Raw genomic sequence first — 19,194 nt, forward strand, 5'->3', positions numbered from 1 at the left:
ATAATAAATCATAATGATTACGATTTAAGAATAGGAATAGACTATAAAATTTGTGCTGCAGTAGTGTAGGGCATTTGGACAAGTATACGATTTAATATAAATAAAGTGGGGGGATAATGTTGGTCTTTAATAGAGTTTCAAAAGAATTAATAGGAATAGCCCTTATTGCTATTTTTCTATTTTTATTATTTTTTGTAGATTTTACAAGTCTAGCAAATTTGCATAAAAGTATGCCAAAAGAATGGTTGAATGTGAATACCGTGTTTTTAAGTATTATATTCGAAGCAATACCTTTTATTTTATTAGGGGTAATTGTTTCTTCTCTCATTCAAGTGTTTGTGACGGAAGATATGATTCATAAAGTAATGCCGAAATCACAGATTGTTGCAATAATTCCAGCGCTATTTGTCGGAATGATTTTTCCAATGTGTGAATGTGTCATTATTCCAATCGTAAGAAGACTTATTCAAAAAGGACTCCCTCTTCATGTAGGAATTGTAATTTTATTGAGTGCACCTATTATGAATCCGATTGTTCTCTTATCTACTGTATATGCATTTCAAAAAAATGATGTAGTTGTATATGCACGCTTTGGGATAACAATTTGTGTGGCGCTATTAGTAGGGCTAATTGTGTATTATTTCTATCGCGGGAAAAATATTTTAAAAGATATAGAGGATCTGGCTCAGAAAAAAGAAAAAAAGGGCTGGGGGAATGTTGTGAATCACACTGTAGATGAGTTTTTTGATACGGGTAAATATTTATTGATTGGTGCTTTTTTTGCGAGTGTATTTCAAACGTTTTTTGATCGAAATGTACTTGATGTAATGGCCCATAATGAAGTGATTTCCCCAATTATTATGATGGGATTTGGTTATGTTTTATCCATTTGCTCAGCAGCTGATGCATTTATAGCGGCATCTTTTGGACATGTTTTCTCTGTAAAAGCACTTCTCGCATTTCTTGTGTTTGGACCTATGCTTGATATGAAAAATACATTGATGCTATTTGCTTATTTTCAAAAGAGATTTGTATTCTTTTTGATTGGAATTATTATTTTATCGGTGTACACAATCGTGCAAATTACAACGTTATAGGAGGTGGGAGAAAGTGGAGGAACAGGAACAGAAAGCTTATCATCGCTATATTCGTGGCATTATTTTAATTGGTTTAGCAATGCTCTTATTTAAACTACTTGTAACAGGGAATATTTATAATTTTATCGCTCTAAAAATGATTAAATTTACGTATATAGCTTTTGTAGTGATTTTACTTCTTGGTTCTTTACAAGTTTGGAGAGATGGGAGAGAAAAACAGGATGATTGTAATTGTTGTAAGCATCATACAGCATTAAAATCAGGGATGAAAAGTTTCTTTGTATATGTTTTATTTGTTGTTCCGATTATTAGTGCTTTTCTATTTGGAAGTGTAACAATTGACGGAAGTTTAGCGGGAAAAAGGGGTATGACTCAAAGTGTACAGGCAAGAAGTATGGAAAAGAACGAAAAAGAGGGAATACAGGCAAATTCTAATTGGAAAGAAATATTAGTTGATCAAGATGAAACCTCGAATTTAAAAGTGACAGATCAAGTGGAAGAGCAATTAGAAAAAAGTATGTTAGGACAACGAAAAATACAAGTAGAGGATAAGGATTATGTTCAAACAATGAGTATAATTGGCCAAGATGTAAAAGGGTTTAAAGGGAAAGAAATTACATTCTCAGGGTTTATCTATAATGATAAGGATGTGACGGGTGATAAAGCGGTAGTGGCGCGATACGGCATAACTTGTTGTATTGCGGATGCATCTGTCTGGGGGATGATTGTTGCAGGGGAAAACGTAAAAAAGCTCCCACAGGAAACATGGGTGAAAATAACAGGTTTGTTGGACGAAACGACATATAAAGGAACACTATTTCCACTCGTAAAAGTAAACAAAGTGGAGAAAATCAATAAGCCAACAGACCCATATGTATATGATGCTTTACCCCAATAAAAAAGAATAAATTCTTCATATTTTCATGAAATAGAATCATAATCATTACGATAAAAAAATAAAGATAAGAGTAATTTGGTTTGTTAAAAATATGTGTAGAAGGAGATACGCGATGAACTGGGTTACTCATAAACCAACATTTGAATTTGATAATTATAGTCCATTTATTCGTGCGAATACTGCGTGGATTGGGCATTTAGAGTTCGCATATGATTTAGTAAGATTTGAAAAGCCAGAAATATTAGTTGAGCTAGGCACACATCTAGGCGCTTCTTTTTTCAGTTTTTGTCAAGGGGTAAAAGATGGCGGGTTACCTACAAAATGTTTTGCTGTAGATACTTGGACAGGAGATGGGCATACAGGTCCATATGGAGAAGGTGTTTTTCAAATCGTAGATAAAGTGGTGAAAATGAGCTATCCTAGTATAGGTAATTTAATTCGATCTACTTTTGATGAGGCTGTGGATCAGTTTCAAGATGGAACGATAAATTTGTTGCATATTGATGGCTACCATACGTATGAAGCAGTTTCTCATGATTATAAAACATGGTTACCGAAACTTGCGAATAACGGTATCGTGTTATTTCATGATATTGAGGTGAAAAATCGAAACTTCGGCGTGTATAAATTTTGGGATGAGGTCAAGGCAAAATACCCTCATTTTCAATTTGAACATTCATATGGGCTTGGAGTATTATTTCCGAAAGGTTGTAGTGATAAGTTTGTGGGAATACTTAAAAATAAAGAAGAAATACAAAATATGTATAAATAAAAGTGGAGCATGCATCATTTTTATGATGTGTGCTTTTTTGTGGAGAAAAATGGTAGTCCTTAAAAGGTGAGGATAATAGTAAAAAATTTTGTTGTGGCAAATAGTAAAAAAGTTATTTCGGATTGTTCTATATAAAAATGTAACATTTTTTATATTTTCCATTGCGAAAAGTAACATCTACTTTTACAATAGAAAAGGTGTTATATTATACTGGAAAAATAAATCGAAATAATATGAAAATTTTGTTTTGTCTTCGCTAATTGTATATTACATACATGTAAGACGACACACGTCATGTTATCGACTTGTAAGGAGAGAAAAAAATGAAAAGTGTAAGATTACCATCGATGCTAGAAATCATAGTTCTTTTATTACTATTTCTTGCTGTTGTCTTTTCCTTCCAAACGATTTTTGATCTCCCAATTCAATTAGCGCTGTTTATTTCATGGTTTTTAGTAATTGCGCTTGGATTAAGATTAGGATTTCGTTATCAAGAATTGCAAGATGCAATTACGAAAGGGATTTCTAACGGATTAGAAGCAATACTGATTTTAGTTGCAGTAGGTGCTTTAATTGGAACATGGATTGCTGGTGGCGTAGTACCAACATTAATCTATTATGGATTAGAGTTTATTCACCCTAGCATATTCCTATTAGCAACATTAATTATTTGTTCAATCACTTCTATTGCGACAGGAACATCATGGGGAACAGTTGGAACAGCAGGTATTGCTATGATGGCGATTGGTGAAGGGCTTGGATTACCACTTCCACTTGTTGCTGGTGCAGTTCTTTCAGGAGCTTATTTCGGCGACAAATTATCACCACTTTCGGATAGTACAGTTCTGGCAGCTTCTATGGCAAAAGTAGATGTTATTGCTCACGTTCGAGCTATGCTCGTATTAGACGTTCCGGCTTACATTATTACTAGCATTATGTTTACTGTAGCTGGTTGGATGTATGGCGGCGATAATGTAGATTTAAATCGAGTAGAGTTTTTAAAAGAAGCTTTATTAAAGCAATTTGATATTAAAATATGGATGCTTGTTCCGGCGGTCATTGTTATCGTACTATTAGCAATGAAGAAACCATCTATGCCAACAATTGCAATGGGAGCTTTAATTGGTGCAATTTGGGCAACTCTTTTCCAAGGAATGAACTTTGGAGAGGCGATTGGAACAGCGTATAACGGATTCTCAATTCAATCTGGTGTTGAATTTGTGGACAAGTTATTAAACCGTGGTGGAATTAACGGTATGCTTGGATCAGTAGCCGTTATTATTTTCGGTTTAGGATTTGGTGGATTACTTGAAAAACTAGGTGTTTTAAAAGTAATCGTATCAAAATTCGAGAAGAAATTAAATTCTGCAGGTAATGTAACATTGTCTACATTAATTGTGGCATTCTTAGCGAATATATTTGGTTGTGCAATGTACGTATCACTAATTTTAACACCGAAAATTATGGAAGATAGCTATGATAAATTAAAAATAGACCGACGTGTATTAGCACGTAACTCAGAAGTAGGTGGAACGTTAACTTCAGGTATGGTTCCATGGTCTGATAATGGTATTTTTATGGCTGGTATTTTAGGTGTAGCAACGTTCTCATACGTTCCGTTTATGTGGTTAAGCTTCGTATCGCTAATTTTAGCAGTTATTTATGGATATACAGGCAAATTCATTTGGTATGTAGATGATGCCGATAAAGGAAAGCAAGCATCATAAAATAAAAAATCACCTTCTACAACATGTAGAAGGTGATTTTTTATTTTGTAATAGGAGTTGAAGAAGTTATCTCATCCTCATATTTAGCGATTTTTTGTTGTATCTTTTTAAGTTGTTTTCAGTGTCTTGAATGAGTTGTAAGACATTGGTCTCTTGTTGTTTCATTAATTTCAAACGTTGAAGGATTGTAGATTCTCCCTCCATAGACCAGTCGATAAATTGTTTTATTTTTTGAATGGGCATACCGGTGTTTTTTAAACATAAAATCATTTCTAAATATTTCAGTGCTTCTTCGTCAAAACTTTGAAGAAAAGGGAACAGTCCTTGTTTATCGTAATAACGTATTTGAGAAATAGTTAAGTGTTGCATTTTAGCGACTTGACCGATCGTATAAAACATAGAATTCATCCTTTTACTACCAAGTTATAATGCCATCTTTATTTAGTATTTTACCATTATAGTTTGTTTCACTTAATGCATATTTAATAATAATTTTAGCACTTTCATTAGTCGTATGGCCACCTGGGGAATTACCATTAAGGTCAGTAGTTGTAAAACCCGGAGTTACTCCGAAAATTTCTGGACCGTTAGTACTACATTCTTTACTAAAAGCTAATGTCAAAGCATTAATAGCTGTTTTTGAAGAATTATACCCTAACGCATTAATTGGATGTGTTTCACCATTAGCAAACATTGTTAAGGAAGCCATGTCAGTTGTTACATTGATAATTTTACTGTTGCTTGATTTCTTTAATAATGGTAAAAAGGCTTGCACCATTTGGAATGTTCCAAAAAAGTTAACTTCAAATCCTTGGCGTAAAGTTTCAATATTTAATTCACTAGGCAGCGTATGGAAGTCGAGTGCTACGCCTGCATTATTAATTAATAAATCTAAGTGGTCAGTCGTTTCATGGATTTTGTTCAGTGCTTCTTGAATGGATTGAGTACTAGAAATGTCTACTTGAGTATAGGAAACATTTGAAACATGTAAAGATTCCACAGCTTGTTGTCCAAGTTGTTTATTACGAGCACCTAAAAATACGTGATAGTCTTTTTCTGCTAATTGACGAACGAGTTCATATCCAATTCCTTTATTTGCACCTGTTATGAAAGCATATTTTTTCATATTGAATTCCTCCAGTAGTGTTATAGTAGGTTACAAAGAAAAGGATACAGCCTAAACTTAAGTTTAGGTCAAGAGGAATTTTTAAAAATAAATATAGAATATCTACATATACGAGTGAGAATCCTTATCATTTAAGAGAAAGTCTGTTATTATAATAGATGTAGGTATTTTATTTTCAAGGGGATGAAAAAATGGAGTACAGAATTGAAAGAGATACATTAGGAGAAATTAAAGTTCCAGCTGATAAATTATGGGCAGCACAAACACAACGCAGTAAAGAAAACTTCCCGATTGGAACAGAGCAAATGCCGCTTGAAATTGTAAAAGCATTTGCCATTTTAAAGAAAAGTGCAGCACTTACCAATCAAAAGTTAGGAAAGCTATCAGAAGAAAAAGCAGAAGCAATTGTAGCAGCAGCTGACGAAGTAATCGCAGGGAAATGGAATGAACATTTTCCACTTGTCGTATGGCAAACTGGTAGCGGTACTCAGTCAAACATGAATGTGAATGAAGTAATTGCGAACCGTGGGAATCAAATTTTGAAAGAGAAGGGATCTGACGTACATATTCATCCGAATGATGATGTGAACATGTCTCAAAGTTCAAATGATACTTTTCCAACGGTGCTTCATGTAGCATGTGTAATCGCAGTAGAAAATCACTTATTACCAGCAATTACGAAATTAAAAGAAACGCTAGCAGAAAAAGTAACTGCATTTGAACATATTATAAAAATTGGTCGTACACACTTACAAGATGCAACACCGTTAACATTAGGACAAGAAATTAGCGGATGGCACCGTATGCTTGAAAAAACAGAGCGTATGATTGCTGAGAGCAATACATATATGAAAGAGCTTGCAATTGGTGGTACTGCAGTTGGAACAGGTATTAATGCTCATCCTAAATTTGGTGAGATGGTTTCAGAGGAAATTAGCCAATTTACAGGTAAGCAATTTATTTCTGCACCAAATAAGTTCCATGCATTAACGAGCCATGATGAAGTTGTATATACGCATGGCGCGTTAAAAGCATTAGCAGCTGATTTAATGAAAATCGCTAACGATGTGCGCTGGCTAGCAAGTGGTCCACGTAGTGGGCTAGGAGAAATTATTATTCCAGCAAATGAGCCAGGAAGCTCTATTATGCCAGGTAAAGTAAATCCAACACAAAGTGAAGCGTTAACGATGGTTGTAGCGCAAGTAATGGGAAATGACGCAACAATCGGATTTGCAGCGAGCCAAGGTAATTTTGAGTTAAATGTATTTAAACCTGTTATTGCATATAACTTCTTACAATCTGCTCATCTATTAGCAGATGCAATTGTTTCATTTAATGATAATTGTGCAGTTGGTATTGAAGCAGATGAAGAAGTAATTAAAGAGAATGTGAATCGTTCCTTAATGCTTGTTACAGCATTAAACCCGCATATCGGATATGAAAATGCAGCGAAAATTGCGAAGCATGCCCATAAAGAAGGGTTAACGCTAAAAGAAGCAGCACTGCAATCTGGACTACTAACAGAAGAACAATTCGATGAAATTGTCAATCCGAAAAAAATGATTGCTCCGAAAGAATAATAGACAAAGCCAAGATTCTTATGATAGAGTCTTGGCTTCTTTAATATTTATCTTTTCTATTTGTATTACTGCAAGTACCAAAATATATTATTTGTTAGCAGGCATATTCAATACTTTCATATGTGGACAGTTTTCTTTTAAGAGTGACATGAACTTTTCTTCTTCTTGGGGTACAAAAGCTGTTACTGAGTCAAATAAATTGTAATGGATTTCTAATTGCTGTCTAGTCCATTTCTTTGAATGAAGTTTTTTACCAGAGTATTTAATGTGGCGAATATCTTCAAATGGAATTTCAGTACGCAATATGAAACCATGTTTTACGATAAGAGATGATTCCGTTACGTTGTAGTGGGAGAGATAGAATGAAGAAAGATTTACGATATTTAATAGCATCATAAGAGTGAAAAAAATAGAACTTTCATTTTGGAAGAATAGCGAAACGAGAAAAATAGTGATAAATAATGTAATAAAAATGACGTGAAATGGATTCTTTTTCGCTTTGAATTTCAAGTTAGTCACCTCGGTTTATGTGTACTCTAACTAAATTAAATCATAACATCGTAATAAAACGTGTGAATATGCATAATTGCATATTCACACGTTTTATTATTCATGTAAAATCTCCTGATGGGATAAATTTACATGGAATTTTGTAATAGTGGAGAGGTATGAAGTGACTTACAAGAATAGAAAGTTAGCGCTAGTCATAATTAGTTGTATGACGGTTATGGGTAGTTGTGCAAATAAATTTGTTGAGAATGGAAATCGAAAGCATATATTTGTACAGGCAAGTAAGGCTTTAGTCGAGGTTATAAATAGAATATATAATGGATAAAAGGTGTTTCCATATACGGAAATACCTTTTTGTAGTTAAAATTGAATGCTGAAGTTTTGGAATGAGTGAATACCGGTGCTCTGTTTAATCAGTTCTTTATCATTTAAATATTGAATAGCATATTTCACATCCTATATTATATAAACGCATTCGCTTTTCATTGTATTAAACCCTTTTAATAGATATTTTTATAAAAGTTTGTAAAATAGGTAAACGAAACATTGAAAAGTTTATTTTAATTGTGTTAAGATGATGAAGTGATAATAAACGATATTGAAATTTGTTTGTTTTTTAATAAACATTTTAAAGGAGTGTTTAGTATGAGTGATATTTCAGAGAAGTTTTGGGATGCGTCGGTAGAGGAATTGAAAAAAGGGTATGTGTTTGATGAGGAAACGGAAGAGTATATTTGTTTAGCTTGTGGAGAAACGTTTATTAAGGGTGTAATTTATCAAGATAATCAAGTTTTGTATGAAGCAGAGAAGTTTGTACAATTGCATGTGCAAAATGAACATACATCTATGTTTGATTATTTATTAAACCTTGATAAGAAGTACACTGGTTTAACTGATTTGCAAAAGAAAATGGTTCAGTTTTTCCATATGGGGCTGAATGATAAAGAGATTGTAAAAGAGATGGATGGCGGAAGTACTTCAACCATTCGAAATCATCGATTTACACTTCGAGAGAAAATGAAGCAAGCGAAAGTGTTTTTAGCGTTAATGGAACTGTCAGAAGAAAAAGCAAAAGTACAAACGAAATTTGTACCGATTCATAGAACAGCAACGATGGTAGATGATCGTTACAATATTACAGAGGAAGAAAATGATGAAGTATTAAAAGCACATTTTACAAAAGGATTAGATGGACCGCTTTCTAAATTTCCGAAAAAGCAAAAGCGTAAGTTAATTATATTACGCCATTTAGTGACGAAGTTTGATAGTAATAAAAAGTACACTGAAAAAGAAGTAAATACTATCATAGTAAGCGTATACCCGGATTTTGTAACTTTAAGAAGATATTTAATCGAATACGGTTTTTTAGATAGAACAGATGATGGAAGTCAATATTGGGTGAAGTTATAATATACGGAGAGAAAAATGAATAGAAGCACAACAATATAACAACTATACAAAGAGATGTAAGTTGAAAAACAGATTTTTAATAAAAGGAGAAATGAAATTTGAAACCACCTATAGATAACAATAAAGAAGGTGCGGAGTCACATAAGTTAGAAAGTGAGAGTAAACCGATATGGAAATCGATGTCCATGTTTTTAGTACCGTTACTATTAAGTAATGTATTACAATCCGTTGGACAATTATTCGGTATGGTCGTAGTAGGAAGATGGCTTGGAGTTAATGATTTAGCGGCCATATCAGCATTCTTCCCGCTATTTTTCTTACTCGTTTCATTTGTAATTGGTATTGGTTCAGGTAGTTCGATTTTAATTGGTCAGGCGTTTGGAGCTAAAAACGAAGATCGTTTAAAAGCTATCGTTGGTACGACACTGACATTTACCTTTATTATTGGAGTTGTGTTGGCGATAATAGGTAGTATTTTTGCGATGGACATTATGCGCCTTATGGGAACGCCAGAAAATATTATTGATATAAGTGTTCATTATGCGCGTATTTTATTTATATCGATGCCAGTCTTATTTTTATATTTTGCATACACAACGTTTATGAGAGGTACAGGAGATTCTAAAACGCCATTTTACTTTTTAATTGTAAGTACAGCGCTAAATATGATCTTATTACCAATTCTTATTTTTGGATGGTTAGGAGCTCCGAAATTAGATGTGTATGGAGCAGCCTATGCTTCTGTTATTTCTACAGTTATTACGTTTATTGTCATGTTAGTGTATTTAAAGAAAAAAAATCACCCACTACAATTAGATAGTACAGTAAGGAAATATCTTCGAATGGATTGGGGTTTATTAAAGCTATTACTACGACTCGGTATTCCAGCGAGTATTAATATGATATTAGTTTCATTATCAGAAATTGCGGTAATCGCGTTTGTAAATCGTTACGGTTCGGATGCAACAGCAGCTTATGGCGTTGTGAACCAAGTTGCAAGTTATGTACAAATGCCAGCTGTTAGTCTTGGTATTACAGTTTCCATTTTTGCTGCACAATCAATTGGTGCAAACCAATTTGATCGATTGCAGAAAGTTGTGAAGGCCGGAATTATTATGAACTACGTCATCGGTGGTGTGCTAATATCTCTTATTTACTTATTCTCAAGAGACATTCTAGCACTATTTTTAACGAGTCAAACTACAATTGAAATTGCTCATAGCCTAGTTATGATCACATTATGGAGTTATTTAATTTTCGGTCATGCGCAAATTATTAGTGCGACAATGCGAGCAAGCGGTACAGTATTATGGCCAACTGTTATTGGCGTCGTATCAATTTGGCTTGTTGAAGTACCTGTAGCGTATTACCTTTCTTACCATACAAGTCTTGGCATAGAAGGGATATGGATTGGATACCCAGCAGCATTTATTGTCAGCTTAATTTTACAGTATGCATATTATAAGCTTTCATGGCAGAAGAAACGAATTACACGATTAGTGAGTTAAATCATGCAAATGTCCCTAAGTTATTATACTTAGGGACATTTTTTGTAAGTGTAAGTTTATCCCGCTATTCGCCGGGCAGTAAGACTCCCACCTTAAAATTCGGCTGGAGCAAAGAAGTTAGGTAGGAGATCAACTGACCGTAAATGCCCGATTGGTGAGGGCTGATAATCAGTGGGAGGATGAACAAAACCCCCACTGATTAAAGTTTCACTTTATAAATAGCTTTTTAAAGTAATATCAAAATGTTGTCTAATGAGTTTGTTATCACTCATATAAAACTCCCACGCTTTTTCAGGTTCACCGATAATTTCAAAAGATTCTTCTGTAATATATAGAGCACAATTATCCTCTAGTGCAATTCCTTCTATATTACCTTGATGATTTTGTAAAAAGGAATGGAAGGCATTCATTCTATTTAATTGATTATAATGTGGACAAAATCTTTTGTTCACAATCCCCCAGCCGTTGCTCTCTATATAACCAGAGCCTTCATAATCTGATCGAATGCTAGAAGTGAACCAGCACATAGCACCAGCGCTACACCCTGCAATGAGCGTTCCTTGCTGCAAAGCATATAATAATTTCTCATCTAGTTTATGTTCTTTCCATTCTGTAAGCATGTGAATATAGTTCCCGCCACCGAGATAAATTAAATCAGCTGATTGAATCATTTCGTCTATTTCATAGTTAGAAGGTGTATCGATTATAGTGCGTAAAATTTGTACTTCACAGTGTAATTGCTTTTCAAACGTGTCTAAAAATAATTTTATATAGTTTTCATCATCATGACTAGCTGTAGGAATGAATAATACGTTTGGATACTGTTTATTTGTTAATTTTATAAGTCGCTCATTAATAGGCGAGTGATTTGAATCTTGTAAATCACCGCCACCAATGACAGCTAATTTCATAGTAAAGCACCACCTAATCATTTTCGTTATATAAAAATTCGATAGAAGAGAGTTACATTCCTTCTATCATGTAATGAATAAGTAGAAAATACAGTTTCAATATATCGGAATAGTAAAGGTGGTGATAACTATATAGTAAAATGAATTAGAAACAATTTATCAATATATAACATTTCATACTATTGTTTTAAAATATGGAAACAATATGTTTAAATGGATATAACGAGGCATTAATTCAAATTGAATTAGTGTTTATACTTTAAAAAGGAATCGGAAATAATAGAGATTTCACAAATCGTTTTTTTACTTTTAATAGGAACTTGTATTACAATATGGTAAAATTATTTCAATATATTTATTTAATATAAAAATACAGAGAGGGAGTGTGAAAAAGTTGGATTTTCGATTTGAGTTTGCAGCGAAGGTGAAAGAATACTTAGATGATGAGAAGGATGAAAAAATAATAAAAGATGGACATAGAGATATAATTTTTCACTACTTATATGCGTTAGAAGCTGAAATTGGCGTTGTTAAAAATCCTAACTTTACTTTTTTTACATCAGGAAGACGTTCACATATCGTATTAGAAAATGTTGAATTTAAAACAGAGGTAAATGTAAAAAGTAACATCATTGAAATTACAAAAATAGTGGATAATGTCGTTATTCCGTTAGATACGATCGTAGCAAAAGATCGGGAATTATTTGCACTAGGGCGTAATGAGAAGTTTAGTGTGCAAATATTAGAGCAGTATCTGTTTGAAACATTTGGAGAGAAGTTAGGTTTACAGTGAATGAAATGGGGGAGTGAATTTTAGTTTATAGCATTCACGTTTGACCTTTCATTTCATTTATACTACAATTCGTAGTGTGAAAGGAGCTATACGATGTTTACTCAAAACTATAAGTTAAATGAGCAAGGGTTAAACCATTTCTTTGGACCGCTTGAAGCAAAGATTATGGAGATTGTTTGGTCTACTGACGGTATTACGATTAAAGAAGTGCAGCAAAAACTAAGTGAAGAATCACCTGTGAATTTTAATACTGTAATGACAGTTATGAACAGGTTAGTAGAGAAATTACACTTAGAAAAACAGACTGTGAAAAGAAGTGGCATATATCGCGCTGTACAAACAAAAGAAGAATTCTTATCCAATCAAACGAAGAAAATGACACAGGAATTGATGGGGGAATTTGGAGATTTAGTTGTAAATCATATGCTAGATGAGTTAGAACAGGTTGATCCGACTTTAATAAAAAAATTAGAAGACAAATTGAATCAGTTAAAAAAAGAGGATCAATGAAATGAAATGGCAAATGCGTAAAATCGTATTGTTAGCAGTGATTGTTAGTACCCTTTTTTTCAGTATGTTAGTGTATTACGTTACATATCCATTTCTGTTTCAAAATAAGGTGTTCTTTCTTTCGAATTTTTGCTTGTTCCAGTTAGAACAACATATGAAGGAATTATCGCTCATTCGTATTATAATTGCTGGATTTTTACTACTTACTGTATTCATCGTGTGCAAAAGAATTTGGCGACAATTTTTCTATAGTAAAAAGTTACAAAAAGTACTTATCCCTTTCATTCGAAAAGGAAAACAAATATATATATTGCCGACCGAGGAAGTTGCGGCATTTACAATTGGGTTATTTCGTCCGAAAGTTGTCATGTCAGAAGGGATGCTTCAAACGTTTTCAGATGAAGAAATGGATGCGATTATTTTTCATGAAGAATATCATGAAATGAATCGAGACCCATTAAAATTATTTTGTTTTATGTTATTAGCAGAAGGAATGATTTACATCCCGATATTAAAATGGCTATTGCAGCGCTATCATGTGTATCAGGAGTTAGCTGCAGATAAGTATGCAATGCAAAAAATGAAATCTAAATTCGAGTTAGGCAGCGCGTTATTAAAATTAATTAAAATAAAGACAATGGAAAATCGATGTGTGACAGCTTCATTTGCAAAAACAGCAATAAATTTACGAATCGAGCAAGTGTTACATGAAAAAGTTGTTAAACTTACTATTCCGTTACATACGAATTCGGTATATGTCACATTAGGTTTATTCTGTATGTCGGTTGTACTTATTATCGGAGAGTGCATATAGCCTCTTTTTTTAACAGTTAACACTACTTATTGTAGTGTTTTAGGGGGAATAAAATGAATGCAGCAGATTTAACAATTTGGCTTGTAGCTGGAGCAGGGGTATTGTCATTTATATCACCATGTTCTTTGCCGCTATATCCATCTTATTTATCATATATTACAGGTGTGTCTATTCAAGATTTAAAAGAAAATCGTGGAATGATGCAAAAATCAGCGATTATGCATACCATATTTTTTATGATCGGATTTTCAGTTATATTTTATGCGTTAGGTTTATCGGTAAGCTGGATTGGAATAACATTTTCATCTAACCAAAAATTGATTCAACAAATTGGCGGGATTTTTATTATTTTGATGGGACTGTTTATGACAGGCTTGTTTCAGCCTAAGTGGCTTATGGCAGAGAAAAAGGTACAGTATAGAAGTAAATCGACTAGATATATTCGCTCGATTATAGTCGGTATGACATATGCAGCGGGGTGGACGCCATGTGTTGGACCGATATTTTCAGCTGTACTCATGCTTGGTGCGACGAATCCTGAAGGAGCACTTCTTTATATTACCGCGTACACTCTTGGATTTGGGGTTCCGTTTTTCGTGATGGCATTCTTTATTGGGAAGGTAAAATGGATCGTTACATATGCCAATGTCATGATGAAAATTGGCGGCGGAATGATGATTGTAACAGGGATTTTATTGTATACAAATCAAATGACGAAAATTACAGCATTCTTTATTCGTCTATTCGGTGGATTTACAGGCTTTTAATAATGGGGAGGAAGAAAAGTGAAGAAACTAATTGCGATTATACTGGCCGGGGCATTAATTTGGGCCGGAGTTAATTTTTATAATTCAAAGAAAGAAGAAAAAGAAAGAAAAGCGAAACAAGCGGAATTACAGAAAACAGAAGTATTACCACAAGTAGGATTTAAAGCACCAGACATAACATTAAAAGGATTAGACGGGAAGCTGTATTCGTTACATGATGCAAAAGGTAAACCGTATCTTATTAATTTTTGGGCATCATGGTGTGGTCCATGTGAAATGGAGGCACCTGACTTAGTTCGTATGTATGATAAATATAAAAAGGATGTTGAAATCTTTGCGGTAAATGCAACAATCGGAGATCCGGTACAAGAAGCGAGCGCATTTGCAGATCGTCACGGATTTAAGTTTCCTGTTTTACTAGATATGGATGGAGTAGCTGGATTAGATTATAAAGTATTCTCGTTACCAACGACATTTTTTGTTAATAAAGATGGAATTATTGTAGAGCAAGTACGAGGTGTATTACCTCCAGATCAATTAGAAGAGAAATTTAAGAAATTAATTGAGAGTTAAGGGGATTTTGTATTAATGGAGTGGATCGTGAGGTTACAACCCGTATCTCTTATCATTGGAAGTCTATTTGGATTTATGTTAATGAAAAGAAAGATGAAGGACGAAAGTGTACCATATGAAAAAATGATGGATGCAGTAACAAATGCCTTTCTTATCATCGTATTTGTATGGAAATTTGCACCGGCGTTTTTAAATCCAGTATGGGCTTTTAGGTCGCCAGTGCAAGCAGTATTAGCTATAGGAAGTATGGAGCATATGATAGTAGGATGCGTAATTGCGAGTGCATACATTGTTTGGAAAAGTAAAAAGGAGCAATTTTCGCTTCGTATTTTACTTGATACATTGCCTATTGCACTATGTATGAGTATTGTTTTCTATTTTCTATTCCATCAAAAAGTAGGCGTACAAACGACACTGCCTTGGGGTGTGAAAGTATATGAATCTAAATTTTTATATCACCCCATTTTCGCATACGAGATTATTCTTGCCCTTTGTATAATGGGCTTGTTATGGATGAAAAATGAAAGACTCGGAAATGGAAAGAACATAAGTGTTTTTCTAATAGTTGAGGGTGTTGCTCATATTATTATTTCGCTTATTAGTGAACAACACTCGGTTCTATTTGGTTTATCAGTACAGCAAATAATGAGCTTCTTTATTATTAGTTTAGGAATTTTGTTGGTGCCGAAAAAGTAAAAAGATAGCTACATATGGAGTATGTCCATACGTGGCTATCTTTTTTATTTTATATTAAAAGATTGGCGGAGTAACAGAAAATAAAACAATGGCATTTTTCTCGAATTGATTTACCCATTTATGTTTTAAATAAGCGGGTATTTTTACACTATCACCCGTTTCTAAAGTGTACTCTTCTTCGTTTAAATACAATGTAATTGTTCCGTCTAATACAAATGCCAATTCTTCACCCTTATGTTCTAGTATATTTTCTGATGAAGCTGTATTTGGCGGAACAGTCATAATTGCTGTTGCTAAATTTCCTGTGAAATCAGGTGATAACAATTCATATGATAAATTATCGATAATCATTTTTTTTCGTTTATGAGAACGTACAATTAAATCGTCTGTATTTGTATCTTCAAGTAAAAAGCTAAATGTTGGAACTTCTAACGCTTTAGCGAGTACTTTTAATGTTTGAATTGAAGGATTAGCAGACCCGCGCTCAATTTGACTTAACATAGATGGTGTAATATCAGCCATCTTCGCTAAGTCTTTACTCGTTAAGCCTTTTTCTTTTCTTTGTTTTTCAATCTTTTTACCAATATCTATATTTTCCATAATAAAAAGCTCCTTACTAATTATTAAATTTTATTTAAATAAATTAAATTAAAATTAACTAAAGTGAATAATTTATGTTAAACTATATTAAAATTAATTTAATTATAATTTATTGAATCATAAGCTACAAGGTTATGAGGAGGAAGAGAAATGAAGAGAATAGAGAATGTAAAAGAGGAGTACCCACTAATAAATAAATTAATCGCAACAGAAGAAGTATTTTGGGTGAATCCAAATATGGAAAAGTATGAAACGGCAATAAAAGATTCTCCATTGAATGAAGAGAATGTAAAAGATGCAGAAGAAAGGTTAAAGCGTTTTGCACCATACATTGCGAAAGTGTTTCCTGAAACGAAAGAAACAGGCGGTATTATTGAATCTCCCTTAGTAAAGATACCTACTATGAAACAGTCTCTAGAGAAAAATTACGGGAAACCTATATTAGGAGAATTACTATTAAAATGTGATAGTGGGCTTCCGATATCAGGGTCAATTAAAGCTAGAGGCGGCATTTATGAAGTGCTGAAACATGCTGAGCAATTAGCTATGCAGCATGGAATGTTAACAGAAAATGATGATTACTCTATTTTAGATAGTGATATATGTAGAGAGTTTTTTGCGAAATACTCAATTGCAGTAGGTTCTACAGGTAATTTAGGGCTAAGCATTGGGATTATGAGCGCGAAACTAGGTTTTAACGTAACTGTTCATATGTCAGCAGACGCAAAAGAATGGAAAAAAGATTTATTAAGAAGTAAAGGTGTAAACGTTATTGAGTATGAAGCTGATTATAGTAAAGCAGTAGAAGAGGGGCGTCAGCAAGCAGATGCAGATCCTAGCTGTTATTTTGTAGATGATGAAAACTCCCATGATTTATTTTTAGGATACGCAGTAGCAGCGTCGCGTTTACAAAAGCAATTAGAAGAGTTAGAGATTGTAGTAGATGAGGAGCATCCTTTATTCGTTTATCTTCCGTGTGGAGTAGGGGGCGGACCTGGCGGCGTCGCATTTGGTTTAAAGTTATTGTATAAAGATAACGTTCACTGTTTCTTTGCAGAGCCAACGCATTCTCCATGCATGTTACTCGGTTTAATGACAGGACTTCATGATAAAATTGCTGTTCAAGATATCGGGATTGATAATGTAACAGACGCGGATGGACTAGCGGTAGGAAGACCGTCTGGATTTGTCGGTAAAACGATGGAACCATTTTTGAGTGGTAATTACACAGTAAGTGATGAAGAGTTATATAGATTGTTGAAGGAACTAGCAGATACAGAAAATATTTATTTAGAACCTTCTGCGTTAGCCGGTATGATAGGACCAGTGAAAGTATTCAAAGAAGATACGTATTTACAAAAACAACAGTTAACAGAGATGATGAAGAAAGGTGCTCATATTGTGTGGGGAACTGGCGGTAGTATGGTTCCGGAAGATGTGATGAATGGGTATTATAAGAAAGGTTTAGAATTAATACTATAAGGAAAATGAGGCTAGTTATAGCCTCATTTTTTCATGTACATAAAAATCTTTGTTATTTTCACATATGTTCTTTATAGTATAGATATAAAGGATTACTAAGATCGAATAAATATAACAAAAAAGCTTTATTTTACATAATAAGAGGATGTGTATACGATGTCATTACAGACTAAATATATAGCGGGTATTTCGCTTGGGGTTATGGGAGTAGGCTTTGCTGCTTCTATCCCGTTTCAAGGAACGGTAGCTGGAGAGATTATACAAGGGGGATTTGAGGCTGGGTTAGTTGGCGGACTTGCAGATTGGTTCGCAGTTACAGCATTATTCCGTCATCCGATGGGAATTCCAATTCCGCATACAGCGTTATTACCTAAAAATCGTAAACGAGTAACGAAAGGACTCATTCATACGTTAGAAAATGAGTGGCTGACGAAAGAAAGTATTACGAATAAAGTAATAGAAATGCAGCTAGCGCAAATGGTGCTACAAATTGCTGAGAGAGAAATGCAGTCTGACGCTGTGAAAAAGGGGATTGTAACGATTGCAGAGAAAGCGATTGTAACAATAGATACAGAAAAGTTAGCGGTTATTATTGAAAAAGAATTAAAAACGTATTTGCATACAATTCATACAAGTAACATTTTACAAGTACTTGTTGATCAATTAGTTGTGCAAGAATATGATGAAAAGACACTTGATTATATTTTAGTAAAAGTGAAAGATTGGACAGCGCAAGATGAAGCCCGATACCAGCTCGGAAGCTTAGGTATGAAGGCGATGGAAAACATAAAAGTAGATGGATTTTTACAGTTTACTTTAAAATCGTTTATGAATATTGTAGATGAAGATAAAATTGGCGGTATTTTGCAGAAATTCATTATTAGCAATATGAACAGCTTACAAGATGCAGATAATAGCACAAGACAACTTATATTATCAAAAATTCGTCAAGAAATTATAAATGTAAAAGAAAATGAAGCGTTACTACAAGAATTAGAAAATTGGAAAGAAAAATGGATTACCAATTGGAATGCTACTGACAAAATTAAAGAGATGCTGGAGCAAGTACAACAAAGGGCAATTACTTTTGTGAAAAATGAAGAATTTGCTGATAAATATGTTATTCCATTTTTACAAACACAAATGAATAAAATAAAAGAAGATGAACAAACTGTTCAAAAAATAGAAGAGTGGCTACAAAAACAAGTTGTCACACTTGTGGAAAAGAATCATTCGAAAATCGGAAAACTTGTACAAGAAAACCTTGATAAGTTAGATGATAAAACGTTAATCGAAATGATTGAAAATAACGTCGGTAAAGATTTACAGTGGATCCGAGTAAACGGAGCTGTTTGCGGATTTATGATTGGATTAGTGTTAGAAGGAATTAAAGCGATTATATGAGAAAAACCTTCCACAA

The 19,194-nt window shown here is 33.7% G+C and carries 19 protein-coding genes and 1 pseudogene; 15 read left to right on the forward strand and 5 right to left on the reverse strand.

Going from position 1 to position 19,194, the window contains the following annotated elements; translation table 11 throughout:
• Positions 1–119: 119 nt before the first annotated feature.
• The 4 genes from AAG068_RS08640 to nhaC all read left to right on the forward strand — a co-directional run bounded on the left by AAG068_RS08640 (position 120) and on the right by nhaC (position 4,494).
• Positions 120–1,097, forward strand: coding sequence for a permease (locus AAG068_RS08640; RefSeq protein ID WP_342718937.1), 978 nt, complete (start codon positions 120–122; stop codon positions 1,095–1,097).
• Between the two features lie 13 nt (positions 1,098–1,110).
• Entirely contained in the window at positions 1,111–1,995 is an 885-nt protein-coding gene (locus AAG068_RS08645) for a TIGR03943 family putative permease subunit (protein ID WP_342718938.1), read from the forward strand.
• A gap of 112 nt (positions 1,996–2,107) precedes the next feature.
• Positions 2,108–2,767: a class I SAM-dependent methyltransferase gene (locus AAG068_RS08650; protein ID WP_075310219.1), complete on the forward strand. Its 660-nt coding sequence runs from the start codon at positions 2,108–2,110 to the stop codon at positions 2,765–2,767.
• Between the two features lie 323 nt (positions 2,768–3,090).
• On the forward strand, positions 3,091–4,494 hold the full coding sequence (gene nhaC / locus AAG068_RS08655) for a Na+/H+ antiporter NhaC (RefSeq protein ID WP_000843992.1): 1,404 nt from the start codon (positions 3,091–3,093) through the stop codon (positions 4,492–4,494).
• A 40-nt stretch (positions 4,495–4,534) separates the two neighbouring features.
• Here nhaC and AAG068_RS08660 read toward each other — a convergent pair.
• Together AAG068_RS08660 and AAG068_RS08665 are read right to left on the reverse strand one after the other, a co-directional pair.
• Positions 4,535–4,893 (reverse strand): annotated as a pseudogene (locus AAG068_RS08660) (MerR family transcriptional regulator).
• A gap of 16 nt (positions 4,894–4,909) precedes the next feature.
• Entirely contained in the window at positions 4,910–5,620 is a 711-nt protein-coding gene (locus AAG068_RS08665; RefSeq protein ID WP_342718939.1) for an SDR family NAD(P)-dependent oxidoreductase, read from the reverse strand.
• 191 nt (positions 5,621–5,811) lie between these two features.
• Between AAG068_RS08665 and fumC the strand changes: the two genes are divergently transcribed.
• Positions 5,812–7,200, forward strand: coding sequence for a class II fumarate hydratase (gene fumC / locus AAG068_RS08670; protein ID WP_342718940.1), 1,389 nt, complete (start codon positions 5,812–5,814; stop codon positions 7,198–7,200).
• Between the two features lie 87 nt (positions 7,201–7,287).
• On the opposite strand, the gene AAG068_RS08675 is transcribed toward fumC, so the two are convergent.
• On the reverse strand, positions 7,288–7,710 hold the full coding sequence (locus AAG068_RS08675; RefSeq protein WP_342718941.1) for a PH domain-containing protein: 423 nt from the start codon (positions 7,708–7,710) through the stop codon (positions 7,288–7,290).
• Between the two features lie 645 nt (positions 7,711–8,355).
• Between AAG068_RS08675 and AAG068_RS08680 the strand changes: the two genes are divergently transcribed.
• Positions 8,356–9,120: a DUF2087 domain-containing protein gene (locus AAG068_RS08680; RefSeq protein ID WP_342718942.1), complete on the forward strand. Its 765-nt coding sequence runs from the start codon at positions 8,356–8,358 to the stop codon at positions 9,118–9,120.
• Between the two features lie 98 nt (positions 9,121–9,218).
• Positions 9,219–10,628 carry an MATE family efflux transporter gene (locus AAG068_RS08685; protein ID WP_342718943.1) on the forward strand — a complete coding sequence of 470 codons (1,410 nt, stop codon included), beginning with the start codon at positions 9,219–9,221 and terminating at the stop codon, positions 10,626–10,628.
• Between the two features lie 212 nt (positions 10,629–10,840).
• Here the strand turns inward: AAG068_RS08685 and AAG068_RS08690 are convergent, their stop codons facing one another.
• Positions 10,841–11,539 (reverse strand): peptidase E, encoded by a 699-nt coding sequence (locus AAG068_RS08690; protein ID WP_342718944.1) that lies wholly within the window; start codon positions 11,537–11,539, stop codon positions 10,841–10,843.
• A 394-nt stretch (positions 11,540–11,933) separates the two neighbouring features.
• Between AAG068_RS08690 and AAG068_RS08695 the strand changes: the two genes are divergently transcribed.
• From AAG068_RS08695 to AAG068_RS08720, 6 genes are all read left to right on the forward strand, one after another.
• Positions 11,934–12,332, forward strand: a complete 399-nt coding sequence (locus AAG068_RS08695; RefSeq protein WP_342718945.1) for a DUF3942 family protein — start codon at positions 11,934–11,936, stop codon at positions 12,330–12,332.
• A gap of 93 nt (positions 12,333–12,425) precedes the next feature.
• Positions 12,426–12,842 (forward strand): BlaI/MecI/CopY family transcriptional regulator, encoded by a 417-nt coding sequence (locus tag AAG068_RS08700; protein WP_342718946.1) that lies wholly within the window; start codon positions 12,426–12,428, stop codon positions 12,840–12,842.
• Position 12,843: 1 nt separating this feature from the next.
• The gene (locus AAG068_RS08705; protein WP_342718947.1) at positions 12,844–13,656 is read left to right on the forward strand and encodes a M56 family metallopeptidase; all 813 of its coding nucleotides are present in this window, start codon (positions 12,844–12,846) and stop codon (positions 13,654–13,656) included.
• Between the two features lie 53 nt (positions 13,657–13,709).
• Positions 13,710–14,423 carry a cytochrome c-type biogenesis protein CcdA gene (ccdA, locus tag AAG068_RS08710; protein ID WP_342718948.1) on the forward strand — a complete coding sequence of 238 codons (714 nt, stop codon included), beginning with the start codon at positions 13,710–13,712 and terminating at the stop codon, positions 14,421–14,423.
• Between the two features lie 18 nt (positions 14,424–14,441).
• Positions 14,442–14,996, forward strand: coding sequence for a TlpA family protein disulfide reductase (locus AAG068_RS08715; RefSeq protein WP_000733163.1), 555 nt, complete (start codon positions 14,442–14,444; stop codon positions 14,994–14,996).
• A 15-nt stretch (positions 14,997–15,011) separates the two neighbouring features.
• Positions 15,012–15,692 (forward strand): prolipoprotein diacylglyceryl transferase family protein, encoded by a 681-nt coding sequence (locus AAG068_RS08720; protein ID WP_342718949.1) that lies wholly within the window; start codon positions 15,012–15,014, stop codon positions 15,690–15,692.
• A gap of 54 nt (positions 15,693–15,746) precedes the next feature.
• On the opposite strand, the gene AAG068_RS08725 is transcribed toward AAG068_RS08720, so the two are convergent.
• Positions 15,747–16,292, reverse strand: a complete 546-nt coding sequence (locus AAG068_RS08725; protein WP_342718950.1) for a helix-turn-helix domain-containing protein — start codon at positions 16,290–16,292, stop codon at positions 15,747–15,749.
• Between the two features lie 150 nt (positions 16,293–16,442).
• On the opposite strand from AAG068_RS08725, the gene AAG068_RS08730 reads away from it, so the two are divergent.
• A complete protein-coding gene (locus tag AAG068_RS08730; RefSeq protein WP_342718951.1) occupies positions 16,443–17,774 on the forward strand; it encodes a D-serine ammonia-lyase in 1,332 nt (443 codons plus the stop codon).
• Positions 17,775–17,930: 156 nt separating this feature from the next.
• Positions 17,931–19,178 (forward strand): DUF445 domain-containing protein, encoded by a 1,248-nt coding sequence (locus tag AAG068_RS08735; RefSeq protein WP_342718952.1) that lies wholly within the window; start codon positions 17,931–17,933, stop codon positions 19,176–19,178.
• The last annotated feature ends 16 nt before the right edge of the window (positions 19,179–19,194 follow it).

Origin of the sequence: Bacillus paramycoides, from assembly GCF_038971285.1 — a bacterium.
GTDB lineage: Bacteria > Bacillota > Bacilli > Bacillales > Bacillaceae_G > Bacillus_A.